Raw genomic sequence first — 20,075 nt, 5'->3', positions numbered from 1 at the left:
CGCCGGCCTTGCCGACGCTACGATGACACAAACGGACAGCTGTCCTCTCCGGAAAAACCTAATGGACAGCTGTCCGCTTAACAAGAACGGGTTTCGGCCAGGACCCGGAAGGAGGTGCTGTGGAGCGGAAGAAGGATGCTCCTCTGCGCTCGGACGCCCAGCGCAACCGTGAGCGCATCCTGGCGGTCGCCCTGACCGAACTGACGCGCAGCGCGGACGCGCCGTTGAGCGGGATAGCCAAAAAGGCGTGCGTCGGACAGGGCACGTTCTACCGGCACTTCCCCACCCGCGAGGCCCTGGTCCTGGAGATCTACCGGCACGAGATGCGGCAGGTCGCCGACTCCGCCGTCGAACTGCTCGCCACGCGCGCGCCGGACCGGGCGCTGCGCGAGTGGATGGACCGGTTCGCCCGGTTCGCCATGACCAAGGCCGGCCTCGCGGACGCGATCCGCCAGGCCACCAGCCGCCGCGACGGCCCCGACCGGCCGACCCACACGCCCGTGAGCGAAGCCGCCGAACTCCTGCTCCGCGCGGGCGAGAAGGCCGGTACCGTCCGCCCCGGAGTCACCGCGGACGACTTCTTCCTCGCGATCGCCGGCCTCTGGCAGCTCGACCCCCAGACCGACTGGCAGCCACGCGCCACCCGCCTCCTCGACCTGGTCATGGACGGGCTGCGCACGGGAGCCGCGAGCCCGGGGCGTTGAGCGCGGCCCGGTTCACCCGGCCGACGCACGCGACGGTGACGCCGACGGACCTCCGCCGGGGTGGCGGCTCTCGGGTGGGCGAGGTGGGGGGCGGGGATGAGCCGTCCGCTGCGCCGGCTACGGCTCCGGGTGACAGCGCATGTGCTCGCGAAAGGACCGGGCACGGCGCTCCGGGCGCCGGCGCACGTGCTCGCGAAGGACCGGGCACCGCCGAGCGGCGCGCTCCGTCGGAGCGGCGCCGCACCGCTCGCGGAACACAGGAACAGGACTCCGCAGCCCCGGCGCCGGCCACCCTGGCTGCGGACGGCAACGGCGACGGCGACGGGCGGCCATGCCGGGGGCGCTCGCGAGGGACGGGGGCGCCGAAGCACCGTGCTCCGTCGCAGCCGCGCCGCTCGCGGGCCGCAGCAACACGGACGCCGCAACCCGGCCGCCGGCCACCCCGCCCGCGACGGCGACGGCGACGGCGACGGCTACGGCTACGGCTACGGCTACGGCTACGGCTACGGCTACGGCTACGGCTACGGCTACGGCTACGGCGACGGACAGCCACTTCGGCGCTCACGGACCGCAGCAACACGGACGCCGGAATACGGCCGTTCACCGCCGAGCCCTCAGCAAGCGAGACCGCGTGGGCGCGCACGAACGAACCCAGCCGCCCAGAGCCGGAATCCCTCAGAACCGCGCCCCCACGTCCGCGCCACCCGCCGGTCGCAGGAACGGTGACGTCGGGATCGAGCCGTCCGCCGCCCTGGTGCCGGTGATCGTCGTCGCGTCCGTGCTCGTGAAGGACCAGGTGCCGCCGAGGTTCCAGGAGTTGCCGCTGCCGCCGGAGTTCGAGCCCAGCGAGACGTTCGTGCCGTTGGCGACCGCGAGGTTCCTGGTCAGTGTGCCGTCGGCGTCGGCGAAGTCGAACCCGGTGCCCTTGTTGCGCCACGCCGTGCAGCGCTCGGCCAGCAGCGCGCCGGGGTTGGCGTTGTCGATGAACCCGCCCGCGGAGTTGTCCCACGCCGCGCTGTTGCGCACGACGTGCCCCGCGGGCAGGTCCTCGTCACCACCGCCGCCGAGCTTGAAGCCGTTTCCGTCACCGGTGTAGTCCGGCAGGCTCCAGCGGTTGTAGCCGTTGCCGTGGGCGACGCTTCCCTCGACCGTCACCGGCGAGAGGAACTCCCAGAAGTCCAGCCCGTCGTCGGCGTTGTTCCACAGCCGGGCCCCGCGCACGGCGTTGCCCGTCCCGGAACCCTCCTTGATCGCCAGGCCGTCGGCGCTCTCACCGTTCTTGCGCGGATCCCGGTTGCCGTAACTGTCCAGGTTGATGATCTGGTTGGCACTCGACGCACCCTGGAGGTGCAGGCCGGACTCGTAGTTGTTGCGCGTGACCAGCCGCTCGAAGACGTTGCCACTGGTGTCCACGCCGAAGATCCCGTACGGCCCGTTGGCGATCTCCAGTCCGCTCAGCCGCCAGTACTCCCCCTCGATGTGGATCGCGCCCCGCTGGGCCCGGGGGATGCTGGAGCCGACCGCGCCGGGGGTGTACGGCATCCCCTCGCCGTCGATGACGACCCGCTCGCCGTTGTAGTTGCCGAGCCGGATGGGCTGGCTCGCCGTACCGCTCTTGAGCAACTGGATGCTCGTCGTCGGCGCATAGGTCCCGCCCCGGATCAGGATCGAGTCGCCCGCCTGCGCCAGGTCCACCGCCCGCTGGATGGTCCGCAACGGGGCCGCCAGGGTGCCGGCGTTGCCGTCGTTGCCGTTGGTCGCCACGTAGATGTTGCCGACGGCGTGCGCGGCCGGGGCGGACAGGGCGAGCAGGCCGCCGGCCAGGACGCTCAACAGGCTTACGCACGCGGTGAATCGCTGTGGACGCATGGTTCGTCTCCCGGGCAACCGAAGGGGAAAGCGCTTTCCGAGCCCGGACGCTAGGGCCGTTGTCCCGAGCACGTCAATAACCATGCACATGATCGACGTTCTCATTCTTGAACAGAGCGAGGGTCGGAACGCGGCATCACGATCGACGCGAACCACGGCGGAAGATGTGCACGCAGCCGTCTTGACGTGTAAATGACAACGATGGCATGTTCACCTGGGAGCGCTCCCATCTCACGTCAGGGAAGGGACCATCCATGCGCAGTACCCCACACTCCCCCTTACGGCACGTGCCGCTTCTCGGCCTGTTGGCCGCCCTGCTCGCCTCCCTCGCACTGACCCTCGCACCGCCCGCCGCGGCCGGACCGGCGACCGCCGACATCACGGCGGCCCCGGTACGCGTCATGCCGCTCGGCGACTCGATCACGGGTTCGCCCGGCTGCTGGCGGGCGGTGCTGTGGAACCGTCTGCGGAACGCCGGCTACACCGACCTCGACTTCGTCGGCACGCTCGGCACGCAGGGCTGCGGGCAGGAGCACGACGGCGACAACGAGGGCCACGGCGGCGAGCTGGTGACCAACGTCGCCGACCAGAACCTGCTGCCCGCCCGGCTGTCGGCGACGCGCCCGGACATCGTTGTCATGCACTTCGGCACGAACGACGTGTGGAGCAGCATCGCCCCGGACCGCATCCTCGCCGCGTACACCAAGCTCGTCGGCCAGATGCGGGCCTCCAACCCGCACATGCGGATCCTCGTCGCGCAGCTCATCCCCATGAATCCCGGCAGCTGCCCGGGCTGCGCGCAGCGTGTCGTGGACTTCGACGCGCTGATCCCCGCCTGGGCCCGGGCGACGAGCACCGTCGACTCACCCGTGACCGTGGTCGACCAGTGGACCGGGTTCAGCACGGCCACCGACACCTACGACGGCGTGCACCCGAACTCCGCCGGCGACGACAAGATCGCCGCCCGCTGGTATCCGGCGCTGAGCGCGGTACTGGACGCGGGTGTGCCGGGTGATCCGGGCGATCCCGGTGATCCCGGCGATCCGGGTGGCGGCCGGCCCACGTGCGGCGCGGTCTTCCGGGCCACCAACGTCTGGCAGGGCGGCTATCAGGGCGAGGTGACGGTGGCGAACACGTCCACGTCCGCCGTCGCGGGCTGGACCGTGACGGTCGTACCAGCCGGCGGCGCCCGTCTCACCCAGGTCTGGAACGGGACCTCTGCCACGGCGGCCGACGGCACGGTCACGGTCACCAACGCCTCGTGGAACGGCACGCTCGCGCCGGGCACGAGCGCCACGTTCGGGTTCGTCGCCACGACGCCCACGACGGCCGGGACGCCGTCGGCGACGGTCGGCTGCACGGCACGGGCGACGGCCACCTCGTAACCATCGGCCGACCAGCGACAGCCACCGACGGATCACCGGGCCGACCGCCGCGGACCACCGGCCGACCACTGACCCACGACCGGCATCGGCATCGGCACCGGCCGACCCCCGAGGCGCTCTCCCCTCCCCCACCTCCCCCACTTCCTCCACCCCCTCCCTGGAGCCGCCATGAGATCCCGTAGGCGCACGACCGCCCCCGCCCGCGTCCCCCGTGCGGCCACCCTCGCCGCCGCCCTCCTCGGCCTGTTGCTCCCCCTATTGGTCCTCGGCACGCCGGCGCACGCGACGCCGTCCGGATTCCGTATCGAGAACGGCCGGCTGCTGGAGCGCTCCGGCAACGACTTCGTGATGCGCGGCGTGAACCACGCCCACACCTGGTACGCCGACCGGATCGGCTCGCTCGCCCACATCAAGGCCAAGGGCGCCAACACCGTCCGCGTGGTCTTCTCCAGCGGGGACCGGTGGACCCGCAACGACACGGCCGACGTGGCGAACGTCGTGACGCAGTGCAAGCGGAACCGGCTCATCTGCGTCCTGGAGGTGCACGACACCACGGGCTACGGCGAGCAGAGCGGGGCGGTCACGCTCTCCCGGGCCGCCGACTACTGGATCGAGGTGCAGAGCGCGCTGACGGGCCAGGAGGACCACGTCATCGTCAACATCGGCAACGAGCCGTACGGCAACAACGACTACGCGGGCTGGACGGCGGACACCAAGGCCGCGATCCAGAAGCTGCGCGCCGCCGGGTTCGACCACACGATCATGGTCGACGCCCCCAACTGGGGCCAGGACTGGGCGTTCACGATGCGCGACAACGCGGCCTCCGTCTTCGCCGCCGACCCGGACGCCAACACGATCTTCTCCATCCACATGTACGGCGTCTTCGACACGGCGGCGGAGGTGAACGACTACCTCAACCGGTTCGTGCAGGCCAAGCTGCCCATCGTGATCGGCGAGTTCGGGCACGACCACTCGGACGGCAACCCCGACGAGGACGCCATCCTCGCCACCGCCCAGCGCCTCGGCCTCGGTTACCTCGGCTGGTCCTGGAGCGGCAACGGCGGCGGTGTCGAGTACCTGGACATGGTCACCGGCTTCGACCCGAACCGGCTGACCGGCTGGGGGCAGCGCCTCTTCAACGGCGCGAACGGTATCGCCGCCACGTCCGAGGAGGCCGCGATCTACGCCTCCTCCGGCGGCGACACCACTCCCCCGACGGTCCCGGGCACCCCGACCGCCTCCGCGGTGACCTCCTCGTCCGCCACCCTGACCTGGTCCGCCGCCACCGACGCGAGCGGCGTCACCGGCTACGACGTGGTCCGGGTCAACGGCACCGCCGAGACCGCGGCGACCACCACGACCGGCACCTCCGCCACGCTCACCGGGCTGACCCCCGCCACGTCCCACACCTTCGCCGTGTACGCGCGCGACGCGGCCGGCAACCGCTCGGCACGCTCGGGAACGGTGAACGTCACGACCGCCTCCGGCGGTTCCACGGCGGCCTGTGCCGTCGGCTACCGGGTGACCGGCGAGTGGTCCGGCGGGTTCCAGGGCGAGATCGTCATCCGCAACACCGGCGCCTCGGCCGTCAACGGCTGGACCCTGCGCTGGACCTTCCCCGACAGCCAGCGCGTCCTGAGCCTGTGGGGCGGTACGGCGGCCCAGTCCGGCGCGACCGTCACCGTCACCGCCGCCTCGTACACCGCGAACATCCCGGCCGCGGGATCGGCCACCCTCGGCTTCACGGCGAGCCGTGGCAGCACCAACCCGGCGCCCACCGCGTTCACGCTCAACGGGGCTGCCTGCTCGACGACTTGACCCCGGTGACCACTGCCCCGCCGGGCCCGGCCGCTCAGCCCGGGCCCGGCCCAACCCCGCCCTTCAGCCGCTCCAGGTCGGAGGGCCGGACCTGGATGGCCAGGACGGCGATCAGGGCGGCGACGACGGTGAAGATCGCGGCCATGACGAAGGCGGCCGAGACGCCCGCGGTGAGCACCTCGTCGGACCAGGGCGGCGGGAGCTGCCCGGTCTGTTCGAACCGCAGGCGCTCGGCCGGGGTCGCCTGCGACAGGAAGTCCGGGATCTGCTCGGCCGCCTCGTTGGTGCTGGCCGTGCCGTACATCGTGACGAGGATGGACAGGCCGAGCGAACCCCCCACCTGCTGGGTGGCGTTGAGGAGTCCGGAGGCCGCGCCGGTCTCGGCGTTCGGTACGTCGGAGAGCGCCATCAGGGTCAGCGAGACGAACTCCATGCCCATGCCGAGGCTGAAGACGAGCATCGGGCCGAGGACGCTGCCGGCGTAGGTGGAGTGGACATCGGTCAGGGTCAGCCAGCCGAGGCCGGCCGCCGCGAGGATCGCGCCCCCCACCATGAACGGTTTGGGTCCGTACACGGGCAGGAACCGCGAGGCCAGCCCGGCGCCGACCGCGATGACGGCGCTGACCGGCAGGAACGCGAGCCCGGTGGCCAACGGGCTGAAGCCCAGCACGTTCTGGGTGAACAGCGTGAGGAAGAAGAACATGCCGAAGATCGCGGCCGCCAGGCACAGCATGATGCCGTACGTTCCCGCGCGGTTACGGTCGGCGAACATGTGCAGAGGCGTGATCGGCTGCCGGGAGCGTTTCTCCACCAGCACGAACGCCACCAGGAGCACGACGGCCCCGGCGAACGAGGCCAGCGTGAGCGGGTCCCGCCAGCCCTCCTGCGCCGCCCGGATGAAGCCGTACACCAGGCACACCATGCCCAGGGTGGAGGTCAGGGCGCCGGTGATGTCGAAGTGCCCGGGGGTGCGCTCGGACTCCTTGATCCAGCGCGGTGTCGCCAGCACGATCAGCAGTCCGATGGGCACGTTGACGAACAGCACCCACCGCCAGTTCAGCCACTCCACGAGGACGCCGCCGGCGAGCAGCCCGATCGCGCCGCCGCCCGCCGAGACCGCCGCGAACACCCCGAACGCCCGGTTGCGTTCCGGTCCTTCACGGAAGGTCGTACTGATCAGGGCGAGGGAGGTCGGGGACGCGATGGCGCCGCCGACACCCTGGAGGGCGCGGGCGGCGAGGAGTTGGACCTCGTTCTGGGCGAGGCCGCCGAGGAGCGAGGCCAGCACGAACAGCAGCACGCCGAAGATGAAGACCCGGCGCCGGCCGAGGATGTCACCGGCCCGGCCGCCGAGCAGCAACAGTCCGCCGAAGGTCAGCGTGTACGCGTTGACCACCCAGGCGAGGCTCGTCGTCGAGAAGTCCAGCGAACGCTGGATGTCCGGCAGGGCGATGTTCACGATGGTGATGTCCAGCACCACCATCAGCTGACACGAGGCGATGACGAACAGTGCCATCGCACTCCCGCCACCACCCGATTCCCGGGTGGTGGTGCGAGCTGGGGAAGTCGGCTGAGGATTGCTCATGGCATTTCGCAAAGGCAGGGTCCGGTGAACGGTTCCGTCCACCGCCGCGTTCACTGTTCGACCGTACGCCGGTGCCCCGGGGGTCACCACTCGGGCGTCGGCGGCTGCTCGCGCGCGGCGGACCCGGAAAAACAGGTGCGGAATCGGGCGGGGTGGCGTTACGGTCCCCGCGATGACTACTCACTCCATCGACAGAATGGGGGTCCCGTCCGAGCAAGGTGAGTGCTGATGCTCACTGATGCTTCGCACGGGGATTCCCGCCTTTCCTTCTGGTTGCGCGTGCGCGAGTTCGCCGTGCCACCCTCCATGGTCGAGACCGCGACCGCCCGCCGTGCCGTCGGCGACTGGGCCGGCGCGTGCGCCGCCGCGGGCGTCGACGTCGACCTCGACCTGCGTGCCCTGGCGCGCGACCAGGGCCGGGAGTTGGCGTCCCGAGTCCGGGCCGATCTCCGGCACCTGGCACCGGACCTGCTGCGCTGGCACATGCCGAGGATCGCTCCCGACGGGCTGCTGCGACCGGGCCTGACCCTGACACTGGCCCGGTACCGGGTGGCCGGGCGTGACGGCCCGTCCTCCGTACACCTCGTGGTCCGGACCCCGCCCGCCTGGGCGGACGCCGGGCAGCGGATCAGTCTCGCGGTGTGGGACGGGTCCCGCTCCGACCTCGGTGCCCGCGTTCATCCGCATCCGCGACCCGGTCGCCGGTACCGGCTCGATCTGCACCGCCACCTGTGGGACGCGCGCAGGGTGGCCGAGCTGCGCGGTCGTTCCGGAGCGGACCGGCCGCCGGGGCCGCGCCCGCCGGGGCCGGATGTGGGGGGAACACCGGCCGCGGAACTCGGCTGCGCCGTCGAACGGTGGGCGGACGAGGCGGCGATCGTGCTGCGCGCCGAGGGGCGGTCCGCGGGGACCGTTCTCGTACGGTGCGGCGCCCGGGGCCGACTGCTCCTGGACCTTGCCCTGGGCCCGGACCCTGACCGGGACCTTGCCCCGGGCCGGGGCACGGGAGCGGGTGAGGGGCCGGACGTCGACGTCCGCGCGGGTCTCGGCGACGGCGGGTCGCTCTCGCGCTCGCTGCGGATCACGGCCGCGTCCGGCGCCGACGGAGCTTTCACCTCGTTGCCGGTCCTGCCCGACGCCGCGACCTGGACGCTGCCCGACCTGGAGCTGCTCCGTGCGGGCGCGCTCGATGCCGGGCGGCTGCATCCGCTGGTCGCGTCGGCGCTCGTACCGGATCACGTTCGGTCCGGGCACGGCGAGGCTCCGGATTGTGCGGGCCGGGCGCGCATCGTGGAGTGCCGGGGAGAGCGACACCGGATCGGACTCGTCGGCGGGTCGCTGGTGGCCCTGGACCATGGCCCGGCCGAGATTCGGCGGGAGGAACTGCTGGTCCGACTGACCGGGACTCCCCTCCCCTGTCTACGGGCCATCGACGAGGCACACCGTCGCCCGGACTGTCTGTCCGGCGTGCGCGAACGCCTGGACCACGGGGACATCGCCGGTGCGCTGTCCGTCGTCGAGGGGCTCCTCGGCCCCGAGGCGGTTCTGCGCGACGGCCCGCTGCGGGACGAGCTGGAGTCGGCCGCGCGACGGCGGATCGTCTACGGCCTGTACCGGTCCGGTCTCGCCGATCGCCTCCCCCGAGGCGCACGCGCCGAGACCGGCCGCCGCCCTCCCCGCCGGCGCCGCCCCCGCACCGCGTCCTTCTTCTGACCGGGGCCCGTGGCCCACTCCTGCTCCCGGGCCGCACCCACCGAATGCTTCGAGCCCCCTACACCCCCAAGGTGACCCCATATGCCCACATGCACGCCGTTCGCCCTGCCCACCACCGTCTCCGATCCCCCCGCCCCCGGTCACCTCACGCAACTCGACGTCGCGGCGGACCTGTTGAGCCTGTTGCGGACCACGACGACCGAACCGCGCCCCGACGCCCAGCTGGAGGCACTGACGCTGGCCGTCGCCGCCGACCTGCCCGTACTGCTGTGGGGTGAGCCGGGGATCGGCAAGACCGCGGCGCTGACACAGCTCGCCGCCGCCCTGGACCTTCCGCTGACGACCGTGATCGCCAGCGTGCACGAGCCGTCCGACTTCTCGGGGCTGCCGATCGTGGGAGACGACCCGGCCGAGCAGGGAGTGCCGATGGCCCCGCCGGACTGGGCGGTGCGGCTGGTGCGCGCGGGCCGGGGGCTGCTGTTCCTGGACGAGCTGTCGACCGCGCCGCCCGCCGTCCAGGCCGCGCTGCTGCGACTGGTGCTGGAACGGAGGATCGGCGCGCTGCAACTGCCGCCCCGCGTACGGATCGTGGCCGCCGCCAACCCCCGGTCCTCGGCGGCCGACGGGTGGGAGCTGAGTCCGCCGCTGGCCAACCGGTTCGTACATCTGCAGTGGACGCACGACCACGAGGTCGTCGTCCGGGGGCTCGGGGGGACCTGGCCGCGGGCCACCCTGCCGCGGCTCGCGCCGGAGCGGCTGCCGGAGGCGGTGGACTTCGCCCGGCGCGCGGTGTGCGCGCTGCTGGCCGCACGGCCCAAGCTCGTGCATCAGCTGCCCTCCAGCGAGAGCCGCCGGGGCGGGGCGTGGCCGTCGCCCCGGAGCTGGGAGATGACGCTGCATCTGATCGCCTTCGCGACCGCCGCCGATGTGTCGCGCGAAGTGCTCTCCCAGCTGGTGCGGGGCACCGTGGGCGACGGTCCGGGTCTGGAGCTGCTGGCCTCTCTGGACCGGCTGGACCTGCCGGATCCGGAGACGCTGCTCGCCGACCCGGCGGGGGCGGACCTGCCCGAGCGGGGAGATCTGCGGCAGGCGGTGCTCGACGGCGTGGTGGCGGCGGTCCGGACCCGCCCGGAGAAGGACCGCTGGGACGCGGCGTGGGCACTGCTGGTGCGGGCGCTGGAGACCGGGGCTCCGGATCTGGTGGTCGTCCCCGCGACCACTCTCGCGTCACTGCGCCGCGACGACTGGGACGTGCCGTCGGCGATCGAGAACCTGGTCGGCGTGGTCACCCTGTCCCGGCGTGCGGACGAGGCAGCCGCCCGCGCCAAGAAGGCGAACGGGGCCCACCGTTGAGCGCCGACACGAGTGAGGGGGCGACCAGGGACGGGGGTTCGGTGGCCGGCGACACGGGTGCGGGCGGCGGTGGCACGGGGGCGGGGACGAGCACCGGCGGCGATACGACGAACACCGGCACGGGCGTGCGGGCAACGACCGCCACCGGTGCGGCGCGCACCGGCGGCGCCACGACCCGGCGTTCCGCGCACGGCCCCGGCGCGGCCGGCCCGCGGGTGCTCGACTTCGACAAGCTCTACGCCGCCCGGCTGCAGGCGGCTCGGGCCCGCCCCTATCTGGCGTCGGCGTTGTTCGCGCTGCACGTCGTCGAGTGCCGGCGGGTGCCCACCATAGGGGTCGACCGGTACTGGCGGTGTTACGTCTCCCCGGACTTCGTGGACCGCAGGCCGGTCGAGGAGCTGGCCGGGGTGTGGGTGCACGAGGTGTCGCATCTTCTCCGCGACCATCACGGGCGCAGCGACCGGGTCGCCGCGGAGCGGGGGCTGTCCGGCCCCGGGGAGCGGCTGCGGATGAACATCGCCGCCGACTGCGAGATCAACGACGACGCGTTCGGCGACGGACTGGTCAAGCCCGAGGGCGTCGTCGATCCGGCGCTCCTCAGGCTGCCCGAGGGACAGCTGATGGAAGACTACCTGCGCCGGTTCCAGTTGGGCCCGCGGACGGGCGAGTTCGCGTGGCTCGACTGCGGCAGTGGCGCCGACGGTCTGGAACGGGAGTGGGAGCTGGGGGCGGACGGGGCGCACGGCCTGAGCGAGCAGGAACGGGACGCGGTCCGGTTCCGGGTGGCGCAGGGCATCACCGGCCGGCCGGGTTCGGCGTCGGCGGGCTGGAAGCGCTGGGCGGAGGAGGCGTTCCATCCGCCCCAGCCGTGGCGGGAGTTGCTGGGCGCGGCGGTCCGGTCGGCGGCGTCCGCGCCCGGCGCGGGGGAGGACTACAGCTACGGCCGGCCGTCGCGGCGCTCGGCCGGCGTGCCCGGCACCGTGCTGCCGAGCCTGCGTCGCCGGCCGCCCCATGTCTCGGTGATCATCGACACCTCGGGATCGGTGAGCGACACGGAACTGGGCAGCGCGCTCCTGGAGGTCGCGGCGATCTCCCGTGCGGTGGGTGGCCGACGGGACCCCGTCACCGTCGTCCCGTGCGACGCGGCGGCCCGGATCGCCCATCCGCTGTGCAAGGCGGAGGGCATTCCCCTGTTGGGCGGCGGCGGTACGAACCTGCGCGCGGGATTCACCAGGGCGCTCCGCAGCCACCCCAGGCCCGACGTCATCGTGGCCCTCACCGACGGGCAGACCCCCTGGCCGGCCTCCCGGCCACCGTGCCGGACCGTGGTCGGCCTCTTCCCCCGGCATTCCCGACGCACCACATGGAGCGAGGACGACCCCGACTACGTACCGCACTCGCCCCCGGCCTGGGCCCGCGTGGTCGAGATCGGATGATCCCCTACCCCGACCGCCACCTGCCGCACCGCACCGACCTCACACATGACAATGAAAACGATTATCGATAAGGTGAGCATGTCAAGCCGGGCGCCTCCTCTGCCGGAGGCGTCGTCGGGCTGCCCTCACGCCTGAACGCACCGCACGAAAAGGGGAGCTGTGGCTCATCTGTTGGTGGTCGAGAGCTGGGTCGGATCGATGAGCAGACTGCTGCCACGGGCCATCCGTGAAGGCGGACACGAGTTCACGTTCCTCACCCGCGACCTGCACCACTACCTGCGCTCGGCCCCCGAGGGCACGGCTCATCCGCTGCTCGGCGCGCGGAACGTGGTCACGGCCGACACCAACGACCTCGACGCCCTCCTCCCGGAGGCGGCGCGTCTGCACGCGGTGTTCGGCTTCGACGGGGTGATCTCCTCCTGCGACTACTACCTGCCGACGGTCGCCCGGATCGCCGGCCACCTCGGACTCCCGGGGCCCGGCCCGCAGGCCGTCGCGGACGCCTGCCGCAAGGACGCCACCCGCCGCGTCCTCGCCGAGGCAGACGTGCCCGGCCCCCGATTCGCCCTCCACGAGGAGTGGGCCGACATCGCCCGCGCGGCCCGGGAGATCGGCTATCCGCTGGTCGTGAAGCCGGTCGACCTGTGCGCGGGCATGTACGTACGGCGTGTGGACGACGAGACGGAACTGGCCGCCGCGGTAGCCGCGTTGGCGGATTTTCCGCTGAACGCGCGCGGGCAGCGCCGGGTGCCCGCCGTCCTCCTCGAAGAGTTGCTGACCGGCCCCGAGGTGAGCGTCGAGACCGTGTCGCACGCGGGGGCCGTGCACGTCGTGGGGGTGACCGACAAGAGCGTCGGCGGGGCGCCCGCGTTCATCGAGACCGGGCACATGTTCCCCGCCGCCCTGACGGGCGCCGACGCCGCGGCCGCCGAGCAGACCGCGCTGAACGCCCTCAAGGCACTCGGGCTGACCGACGGCGTCGTGGCCCACACCGAGATCAAGCTGACCCCGGCCGGTCCGCGCGTCGTCGAGGTCAACCCCCGGCCCGCCGGGAACCGCATCACCGAGCTGATCCGCCATGTCACCGGCGTCGACCTCGCCGCGGCCGCCGTGGAGGTCGCCCTCGGCCGTGCACCCGACCTGCGGCGCCGGGAGACCGGACTGCGCAGCGCCGCCGTCGGCTTCCTCGTACCGAACACCTCGGGCACCCTCGAAGCACTGGACGGCGGCCGGCTCGCCGACCGGGCCGGTGTGCTGGAGGTGCGGCTCGCCGAACCCGGCCGACAGGTCAGAGCGGCCGGCAGCAACAACGAGTATCTCGGCCATGTCATGGTGGGCGACCCGGCCGGGCCGGGCGCCCGCGAGCAGGTCGATGCGCTGTTGGCCGAGCTACGCGACGGGCTGGTGATCCGGTGACCGCCGTCGCGTCGGCGGCCGGGGCCGCCACGACGTACGAGAACCTGCTGGATCGTGCTCTCGCGGGTGAACTCGGCCCGGATCCACGGACGTTGCGCGTCGCGGTGGCGTTCGTGACGCGGCAGGCGGTGCGGCACGACGGACGGGGCACCGGCTACCGGAACGAGGTGCTCAGCCTGCGGCTCGCCGGTGCCGTGGGGTCCTGCGCGGTCGAACCCGGCGCCCTGCCGGACGCGGCGGTCGACACTTGCGCCGGCGCCGATGTCGCCCGGCTCCTCGCGCATCCGCTCCTCCCGGTGCGGGTCGCCGCACTGGACGCCTATCTGATGCACGTCCGCCCGCACACACCGGAACACGGGGCACACCCCTACCCCCTGCCGGCCGGTACCTCGCTGGAGAAGTCACGGGCGCGGGCGCGGGCCGTCGTCGAACTGCTCGATCTGCCGGCGGGCGCCACGGTGCTCGTGGTCGGGGTCGTCAACTCCCTGCTTGAGGCCCTGCGTTCGCGCGGACTCCGCTCTGTGCCGTGCGACCTCAAGGGCGGCGTCACGGAGTGGGGGGAGCCGGTCGTCACCGACGCGCTCGCGGCCGTCGGCTCCTGTGACGCGCTGCTGGTCTCCGGGATGACCCTGGGCAACGGGAGCTTCGAGCCGCTGCGGCGGCACGCCCTGTCGCGGGGCAAGCAATTGGTGATGTTCGCGCAGACCGGCAGTGCGGTGCTGCCCCGGTTCCTCGGTCACGGGGTGAGCGCGGTGTGCGCGGAGCCGTACCCCTTCTTCTGGCTGGACGCGGGACCGGGCACCCTGCACCGCTACGGCGCGGACGGCACGGACACCGGCTCGGGTTCGTGTCCGGATTCGGGAGACCGCCCATGACGTCGACGACCGTCCTGCGTACCGTGGCCCGCCCGGAGTTGCTGTCCCTCGTCGGGCGGACGCCCCTGGCGCGCATCACCGCCGACCTGCCGGGCCCGCAGCCGGGGTTCTGGGCCAAGCTGGAAGGACTCGCCGCCGGCGGTATGAAGGCACGGGCCGCCGTGTCCATGCTGCTGGGCGCCCGGGAGCGCGGTGAACTGCGGCCCGGCGCACCCGTGGTGGAATCGACCTCCGGCACGCTGGGCATCGGGCTGGCCTTCGCCGGACAGGCGCTCGGCCATCCGGTCGTCCTGGTCGGCGACAGCGAACTGGAGCCGTCCATGCGGCAGTTGCTGCGCTCCCACGGCGTCCGGCTGGAGCTGGTGGACCGCCCGGCGGCCGTCGGCGGCTGGCAGGCGGCCCGCCTCGCGCGGCTGCGGGAGCTGCTCGCCGTACTGCCCGGGGCGTACTGGCCCGACCAGTACAACAACCCCGACAACACCGCCGGATACGCCTCGCTCGCCGCCGAGATCGCCGTCCAGCTCGACCACGTGGACGTCCTGGTGTGCAGCGTCGGCACCGGCGGCCACAGCGCGGGCATCATCGGCCCGCTGCGGCGGCACTGGCCCGCGCTGCGCCTCGTCGGCGTCGACTCCACCGGCTCGACGATCTTCGGCCAGCCGGCCCGGCCGAGGCTGATGCGCGGCCTGGGCAGCAGCATCCACCCGCGCAACGTCGCCTACGACGCCTTCGACGAGGTCCACTGGGTCGGTCCGGCCGAGGCCGTCGACAGCTGCCGTCGCCTCGCGCGGGGCAGCTTCGTCAGCGGCGGCTGGAGCACCGGCGCGGTCGCGCTGGTCGCCGCCTGGGCGGCCCGCGTCCACCCGGGCGCCGTCGTCGCCACCGTCTTCCCGGACGGCCCGCACCGCTACCTCGGCAGCGTCTACGACGACGACTTCGCCACCGCCCACGGCATCGACCCGGCCTCCGCCGCCGTCCGCCCCGTCGAGATCCCGCATCCCGGCGCGGCCGAGGCCGTCGGCTGGGTCCGGTGCGGCAGGGTCCGCGACCCCCTTGAGGTCCCCCGTCCGGAAGAGAGACTGTGAAGGTCACCCGGCGCACCGTACGCCTCGCACTCGCCGAGCCGTTGCGCATCTCCCGCTCCACCATGTCCGCGCGCGACGCGGTGTGGCTGACCGTCGAGGACGACGACGGACGGCGCGGCCACGGCGAGGCCGTCACCAGCGTCTACTACGGCCTCGACGCCGACACCCTGGGACGGCTGTTCGCGGACGCCGCCGCCGGCCTCGGCCGCTTCCGCGATCCGGAGAGCGCGCTGGAGGCGCTGCGCGCCGGCGAGTGGGCCGCTCCCCCGCAGACCGCGCCGGCCGTGACCGCCGCCGTCGGCGCCGCGCTCCTCGATCTGGTCGGCAAGCGGGCGGACAGCCCCGTCCACCGTCTGCTGGGCGCCCCGTCCGCGCCGGTGGCCGCGACCGCCCGGACCATCGGCATCACCTCGCCGTCGCGCGCCGGGGCCGAGGCACGCCGCCTGGCCGCGAGCGGCTTCGAGATCGTCAAGGTGAAGGCCGGCGCCCCGGACCCGGAGGAGGACATCGAGCGCGTCCGGGCCGTCCGGACCGCCGCGCCCCGCGCCCGGCTGCTCCTGGACCCCAACGGCGCCTGGACGTCGGCGCAGGCCGAGGCCCTGCTGCCGCGCTTCGCGGACCTCGGGGTGGAGGCCGTCGAACAGCCCCTCGTGCCCGGCGATCCGGAGGCGCTGGCCGCCCTCGCGGAGCGCTCTCCGCTGCCCGTCATCGCCGACGAGGACGCCGTGGGCGTCGAGGACGTGCGGCGGCTGGCGGGACGGGTGCACGGCGTCAACGTCAAGCTCGCCAAGTGCGGCGGCGTCCACGCGGCCCTGCGCATCGCCGAGGCGATCGAGGGCAGCGGCACCGAGCTGATGCTCGGCTGCCTCACCGCCAGCACCCTCGGTCTCGCGCCCGCCGTCCACCTCGCCGACCGGGCCCGCTGGGTGGACCTCGACGGACACCTCCTGCTCGCCGCCGACCCCTGGACCGGAATCGGCGGCACCGACGGCTTCGTACGCACAACCAACCTGCCGGGGCTGGGAGTTCGGCTCCGCGCCACCGACAAGGGCGCCGAAGCGGACGGACGACGCGACGGAACGGGGGAGATACGCCGTGCAGACGTGGCATGAGATACGCCGCTTCCCGTTCGCCGTCCGACTCCTCCTGGTCAACCAGCTCGGCGTGAACATCGGCTTCTACCTCCTGATCCCCTACCTCGCCACCCACCTCACCGAGAACCTGGGCATGTCGGCGGCCGTCGTCGGGATCGTTCTGGGGGTCCGAAACCTCAGCCAGCAGGGCCTGTTCCTCATCGGCGGCTCCGCCTCGGACCGGCTCGGCGCGCGGGGCGTGATCATCGCCGGCTGTGCGCTGCGGACCGTCGGGTTCGCGCTGTTCGCCCTCGGTGACGGACTGCCCGTGCTGCTCGCCGCCTCGGTGCTCAGCGGGCTCGCCGGGGCGCTGTTCAACCCGGCGGTGCGGGCGTATCTGTCGCAGGAGTCCGGGGAGCGCAAGGCGGAGGCGTTCGCGCTGTTCAACGTCTTCGCGACGACGGGCGCCCTGATCGGTCCGCTGCTGGGCGGTGCGCTGCTGCTCGTGGACTTCCGCACGTCCGCGCTGACCGCCGCCGGGATCTTCGCGGCCCTCACCGTCGCGCAGGCCCTCGTCCTGCCCGCCCGGAAGGTCGAGCCGAGCGGCGGCGGAGTCCTCGGGGACTGGCGGGAGGTACTCGGCAACCGTGCCTTCCTGGCGTTCGCGCTCGCCATGGTCGGCATGTTCACCCTGGAGAACCAGCTGTACCTGCTGCTGCCCGCCGGGGCCCGGGAGGCCACCGGCTGGGACGGCGCGGCCGGACTCGTCCTCCTCGTCGGTACGCTCGCCAACCTCGCGCTCCAGCTGCGCATCACCCGATCGCTCAAGTCGCGCGGGGACAGGGCACGTTGGATCGGTGTGGGGCTCGCCGTGACGGGCCTGGCGTTCCTGCCACCGGCCGTGGCGACCGGTCTCGGGGCCTCGGGATGGCCGGCCGCCGTGTCCGTCCTGCTCGGAGCACTGCTCCTCCACCTCGGCCTCATGGTCGCCTCGCCGTTCGTGATGGAGCTGATCCCCCGCTTCGGACGCCCGGAACTGACCGGCACGTACTTCGGGATCTTCTACGTCGTCTCCGGCATCGCCGCGGCCGTCGGCAACGCCGCCGTCGGGTGGGCCATGGACGCCGGCGGACACGGCGGCCACGCCTGGCTGCCCTGGGCGTGCTGCGCCGCGTTCGGCCTCGTCTCGGCGGCCGGCGTCGGCCGGCTGCGCCGGCTGGGGGCCCTGCCCCCGAGCCCGTCGGCCACCGCCCCCGCTCCGGCCGGTGAGAGGAGCAGCGCATGACGGACGGCAACCTCCTCACCGACAACCCCGAGCTGTACGAGGCCCGCTTCCCCGATCCCGGGCGGCTGGCCGGGCGCTGGGCCGAGGACTGTCTGCGGCGCCACGGAGCCGGGCCGCGCGTCCTGGACATGGGCTGCGGCACCGGGCGCGACGCGGCCCACCTGCACCACGCCGGCCGTACGGTGACCGGGGCCGACCTGTCCGAGGCGATGCTCGCCCACGCCCGTGCCCTGCATCCCGGGCCGGCGTACGTGCGGGCCGATCTGCGCGGCTTCGACCTGGGCCGGTCCGCCTTCGACGCGGTCGTCTGCCTGGACAGCTCGCTCCTGTACTGCCACACCGCCGACCAGCTCGACGGTTTCCTCACCTCCTGCCGCCGGGCACTGTCGGCCGGTGGGCTGCTGGTCGCGGAGATGCGCAACGGCGCCTACTTCCTGGGCCGCACCGACCTGCTCGACACCCAGGCCGTCCACGCCTTCACCTGGCAGGGCACCGCCTACCGGTCCACCACCACCCTCACCGTGGACCGCACCGCCCAGCTGCTGCGCCGTACCCGTGTCTGGACTTCGGACGACGGCACGGCGCCGGCCGAACAGCGGTCCGCCTGGCGGCTGTTGTTCCCGCAGGAGCTGCGCCACGTCCTCACCACGCACGGCTTCGAGGTGCTCGAACTGCATGACGGGCCGGGTCCGCGCACCGAACCACCCTGGCAGGACGGCCGGTTGCCCGGCAGCACGGCGGACGCCGACCGGCTGCACGTCGTCGCCCGGCTCTCCGCCACCCACTGACCCCTCCTCCACCCCATCACACCCAAGGAACCCTCATGCACGACGAACGTTTCCCCGGCCTGCGCCGACGCGGCTTCCTCGCCGCCACAGGAGCCGCGACAGGTGCCGTCGCACTGGGCGCGCTCGCCCTGACGGGATGCGGCGCCGACGGCGGTACGGACGCCGAGGCGGGCGGCGGTGACGGCAGGCCGAAGCGCGGCGGGCGGCTGCGCGCCGCGTTCGCGGGCGGCGGCGCCGGTGAGACCCTCGACCCGCACATGGCCGGCCTCTTCGCCGATGTCGCCCGAGCCAAGGCCCTGTTCGACAAGCTCGCCGACTACGGCGCCGACCTGTCGGCGCGGCCGCGCCTCGCGGTGAAATGGGAGGCGAACAAGGCCTTGGACCGCTGGCGGGTCACCCTCCGCGAGGCCACCTTCCACGACGGGCGGCCGGTCACCGCGAAGGACGTGCTGTTCAGCTACCGCCGAATCGCCGATCCCGAGAAGGCGTTCCGCGCGAAGGCGTCCCTGGAGCCCATCGACCTCGACGCGAGCCGGGCGACCGGTGAGCGGGCCGTCGAGTTCGTGCTGAAGCGGCCGACCGCCGAATTCCCCAACGTGCTGGCGGCGTTCGGCGCGTACATCGTCCCCGAGAACACCGCCGACGCCGACTTCGACAAGAAGCCCATCGGCTCCGGCCCCTTCCGCTTCGTGTCCTTCGCCCCCGGCCGCTCGGCCGTCTTCCGCCGCCACGACGGCTACTGGGAGGGTGCCCCGCACCTCGACGAACTCGAATTCGTCGTCGCCAACGAGGAGTCGGCCCGGGTCAACGCGCTCCTCGGCGGTCAGGTCGAGTACGCCCACGAACTGAACCCCGCCACCGCCCGCGCCCACGAGGGCAAGGGACAGATCGAGATCGTCCGGCTGCGCAACAGCGCCATGCAGGCGTTCTGCATGAAGACCGACCGGGCACCCTTCGACGACAAGCGGGTGCGGGAGGCGTTCTTCCTGATCGCCGACCGTCAGGAACTCGTCGACGGCGCCCTGTCGGGCGCGGGCGTCGTCGGCAACGACCTGTTCGGCAAGGGCTACGAGTACTACGCCGCCGGCCTCCCGCAGCGCGAGCAGGACCTCGACCGGGCCCGCGCACTGCTGAAGCGGGCCGGCGCCGAGAAGCTGAAGGTCACCCTGGACACCTCGGCCGTGGCCGCCGGATTCACCGAGGCGGCCGGCATCTTCCGCGACCAGGCCGCGAAGGCGGGCGTCACGGTCGACGTCAGGATGGGCAGCAAGGACTCGTACTGGAGCGACATCCTCGACTCCGGCACCCTCTCCTGCTACCGCTCCGGCGCCATGCCCATCGAGGCGCACATCTCGCAGCGGCTGCTCACCGACTCCACCACCAATGCCACCCACTGGCGCCACAAGGACTTCGACGCGCTGTACCGGCAGGCGCAGTCCACCCGGGACAAGACGGAGCGAACGGCGGTCTTCGAGCGGATGCAGCGCCGGCTGTACGCCGAAGGCGGCTTCCTGATCTGGGGGTTCGCCGACTGGATCATCGCAACGGGCAGGACGGTGAAGGGTGTGGAGACCGAGGCCCCCGCCAACACCCTCGACTGGGCCCGCTTCGACAGGGTGTGGCTGGCGTGACGACGAGCGCCCCGAAGGGGCGCGGGGAACCGCGCGACCAGCCACGACGGCGCAGAACT

Annotated in this window: 15 protein-coding genes; 13 read left to right on the top strand and 2 right to left on the bottom strand. The window is 72.9% G+C overall.

The features are described 5' to 3' along the window. Window positions 1-119 precede the first annotated feature (119 nt). A complete protein-coding gene (locus ACWCRJ_RS05395) occupies window positions 120-704 on the top strand; it encodes a TetR/AcrR family transcriptional regulator (protein ID WP_450938019.1) in 585 nt (194 codons plus the stop codon). Between the two features lie 675 nt (window positions 705-1,379). Here the strand turns inward: ACWCRJ_RS05395 and ACWCRJ_RS05390 are convergent. Then, on the bottom strand, window positions 1,380-2,573 hold the full coding sequence (locus tag ACWCRJ_RS05390) for a right-handed parallel beta-helix repeat-containing protein (protein WP_450938018.1): 1,194 nt from the start codon (window positions 2,571-2,573) through the stop codon (window positions 1,380-1,382). A gap of 254 nt (window positions 2,574-2,827) precedes the next feature. Here ACWCRJ_RS05390 and ACWCRJ_RS05385 point away from each other — a divergent pair, with 254 nt between their 5' ends. Then, entirely contained in the window at window positions 2,828-3,958 is a 1,131-nt protein-coding gene (locus ACWCRJ_RS05385; RefSeq protein WP_450938017.1) for a GDSL-type esterase/lipase family protein, read from the top strand. A gap of 168 nt (window positions 3,959-4,126) precedes the next feature. Beyond that, entirely contained in the window at window positions 4,127-5,776 is a 1,650-nt protein-coding gene (locus ACWCRJ_RS05380) for a cellulase family glycosylhydrolase (RefSeq protein WP_450938016.1), read from the top strand. Window positions 5,777-5,810: 34 nt separating this feature from the next. Here ACWCRJ_RS05380 and ACWCRJ_RS05375 read toward each other — a convergent pair whose 3' ends face one another. Beyond that, complete coding sequence (locus tag ACWCRJ_RS05375; protein WP_450938015.1) at window positions 5,811-7,292, bottom strand: MFS transporter; 1,482 nt, start codon at window positions 7,290-7,292, stop codon at window positions 5,811-5,813. A gap of 297 nt (window positions 7,293-7,589) precedes the next feature. On the opposite strand from ACWCRJ_RS05375, the gene ACWCRJ_RS05370 reads away from it, so the two are divergent. From ACWCRJ_RS05370 to ACWCRJ_RS05325, 10 genes are all read left to right on the top strand, one after another. Beyond that, the gene (locus ACWCRJ_RS05370) at window positions 7,590-9,074 is read left to right on the top strand and encodes a hypothetical protein (RefSeq protein WP_450938014.1); all 1,485 of its coding nucleotides are present in this window, start codon (window positions 7,590-7,592) and stop codon (window positions 9,072-9,074) included. A gap of 81 nt (window positions 9,075-9,155) precedes the next feature. Next, complete coding sequence (locus tag ACWCRJ_RS05365; protein ID WP_450938013.1) at window positions 9,156-10,427, top strand: AAA family ATPase; 1,272 nt, start codon at window positions 9,156-9,158, stop codon at window positions 10,425-10,427. A gap of 215 nt (window positions 10,428-10,642) precedes the next feature. Then, complete coding sequence (locus ACWCRJ_RS05360; RefSeq protein ID WP_450938163.1) at window positions 10,643-11,863, top strand: vWA domain-containing protein; 1,221 nt, start codon at window positions 10,643-10,645, stop codon at window positions 11,861-11,863. A gap of 159 nt (window positions 11,864-12,022) precedes the next feature. Continuing rightward, window positions 12,023-13,279, top strand: a complete 1,257-nt coding sequence (locus tag ACWCRJ_RS05355; RefSeq protein ID WP_450938012.1) for an ATP-grasp domain-containing protein — start codon at window positions 12,023-12,025, stop codon at window positions 13,277-13,279. Continuing rightward, on the top strand, window positions 13,276-14,154 hold the full coding sequence (locus ACWCRJ_RS05350) for a Rossmann-like domain-containing protein (RefSeq protein ID WP_450938011.1): 879 nt from the start codon (window positions 13,276-13,278) through the stop codon (window positions 14,152-14,154). Before ACWCRJ_RS05355 ends, ACWCRJ_RS05350 begins: the two co-directional genes overlap by 4 nt. Next, on the top strand, window positions 14,151-15,239 hold the full coding sequence (locus ACWCRJ_RS05345; RefSeq protein WP_450938010.1) for a PLP-dependent cysteine synthase family protein: 1,089 nt from the start codon (window positions 14,151-14,153) through the stop codon (window positions 15,237-15,239). The genes ACWCRJ_RS05350 and ACWCRJ_RS05345 overlap by 4 nt, the downstream gene beginning before the upstream one ends. After that, window positions 15,236-16,351 (top strand): mandelate racemase/muconate lactonizing enzyme family protein, encoded by a 1,116-nt coding sequence (locus tag ACWCRJ_RS05340; protein WP_450938009.1) that lies wholly within the window; start codon window positions 15,236-15,238, stop codon window positions 16,349-16,351. The genes ACWCRJ_RS05345 and ACWCRJ_RS05340 overlap by 4 nt, the downstream gene beginning before the upstream one ends. Continuing rightward, a complete protein-coding gene (locus ACWCRJ_RS05335; protein ID WP_450938008.1) occupies window positions 16,335-17,597 on the top strand; it encodes an MFS transporter in 1,263 nt (420 codons plus the stop codon). The genes ACWCRJ_RS05340 and ACWCRJ_RS05335 overlap by 17 nt, the downstream gene beginning before the upstream one ends. Further along, the gene (locus tag ACWCRJ_RS05330) at window positions 17,594-18,385 is read left to right on the top strand and encodes a class I SAM-dependent DNA methyltransferase (protein ID WP_450938007.1); all 792 of its coding nucleotides are present in this window, start codon (window positions 17,594-17,596) and stop codon (window positions 18,383-18,385) included. The genes ACWCRJ_RS05335 and ACWCRJ_RS05330 overlap by 4 nt, the downstream gene beginning before the upstream one ends. 35 nt (window positions 18,386-18,420) lie before the next feature. Beyond that, window positions 18,421-20,016: an ABC transporter substrate-binding protein gene (locus ACWCRJ_RS05325; RefSeq protein WP_450938006.1), complete on the top strand. Its 1,596-nt coding sequence runs from the start codon at window positions 18,421-18,423 to the stop codon at window positions 20,014-20,016. Window positions 20,017-20,075: the final 59 nt, after the last annotated feature.

The sequence above is a fragment of the Streptomyces sp. NPDC002324 genome, assembly GCF_053593335.1.
Note: the sequence above shows the minus strand (reverse complement) of the source record. Positions and strands in the feature narration are given on the sequence as shown.

What these genes read in the sequence shown, in the direction of transcription:
- ACWCRJ_RS05390 (WP_450938018.1), bottom strand. Translation starts at nt 2,573, where the DNA reads ATGCGTCCACAGCGATTCACCGCGTGCGTAAGCCTGTTGAGCGTCCTG.
- ACWCRJ_RS05385 (WP_450938017.1), top strand. Translation starts at nt 2,828, where the DNA reads ATGCGCAGTACCCCACACTCCCCCTTACGGCACGTGCCGCTTCTCGGC.
- ACWCRJ_RS05380 (WP_450938016.1), top strand. Translation starts at nt 4,127, where the DNA reads ATGAGATCCCGTAGGCGCACGACCGCCCCCGCCCGCGTCCCCCGTGCG.
- ACWCRJ_RS05375 (WP_450938015.1), bottom strand. Translation starts at nt 7,292, where the DNA reads ATGGCACTGTTCGTCATCGCCTCGTGTCAGCTGATGGTGGTGCTGGAC.
- ACWCRJ_RS05370 (WP_450938014.1), top strand. Translation starts at nt 7,590, where the DNA reads ATGCTCACTGATGCTTCGCACGGGGATTCCCGCCTTTCCTTCTGGTTG.
- ACWCRJ_RS05365 (WP_450938013.1), top strand. Translation starts at nt 9,156, where the DNA reads ATGCCCACATGCACGCCGTTCGCCCTGCCCACCACCGTCTCCGATCCC.
- ACWCRJ_RS05345 (WP_450938010.1), top strand. Translation starts at nt 14,151, where the DNA reads ATGACGTCGACGACCGTCCTGCGTACCGTGGCCCGCCCGGAGTTGCTG.
- ACWCRJ_RS05330 (WP_450938007.1), top strand. Translation starts at nt 17,594, where the DNA reads ATGACGGACGGCAACCTCCTCACCGACAACCCCGAGCTGTACGAGGCC.
- ACWCRJ_RS05325 (WP_450938006.1), top strand. Translation starts at nt 18,421, where the DNA reads ATGCACGACGAACGTTTCCCCGGCCTGCGCCGACGCGGCTTCCTCGCC.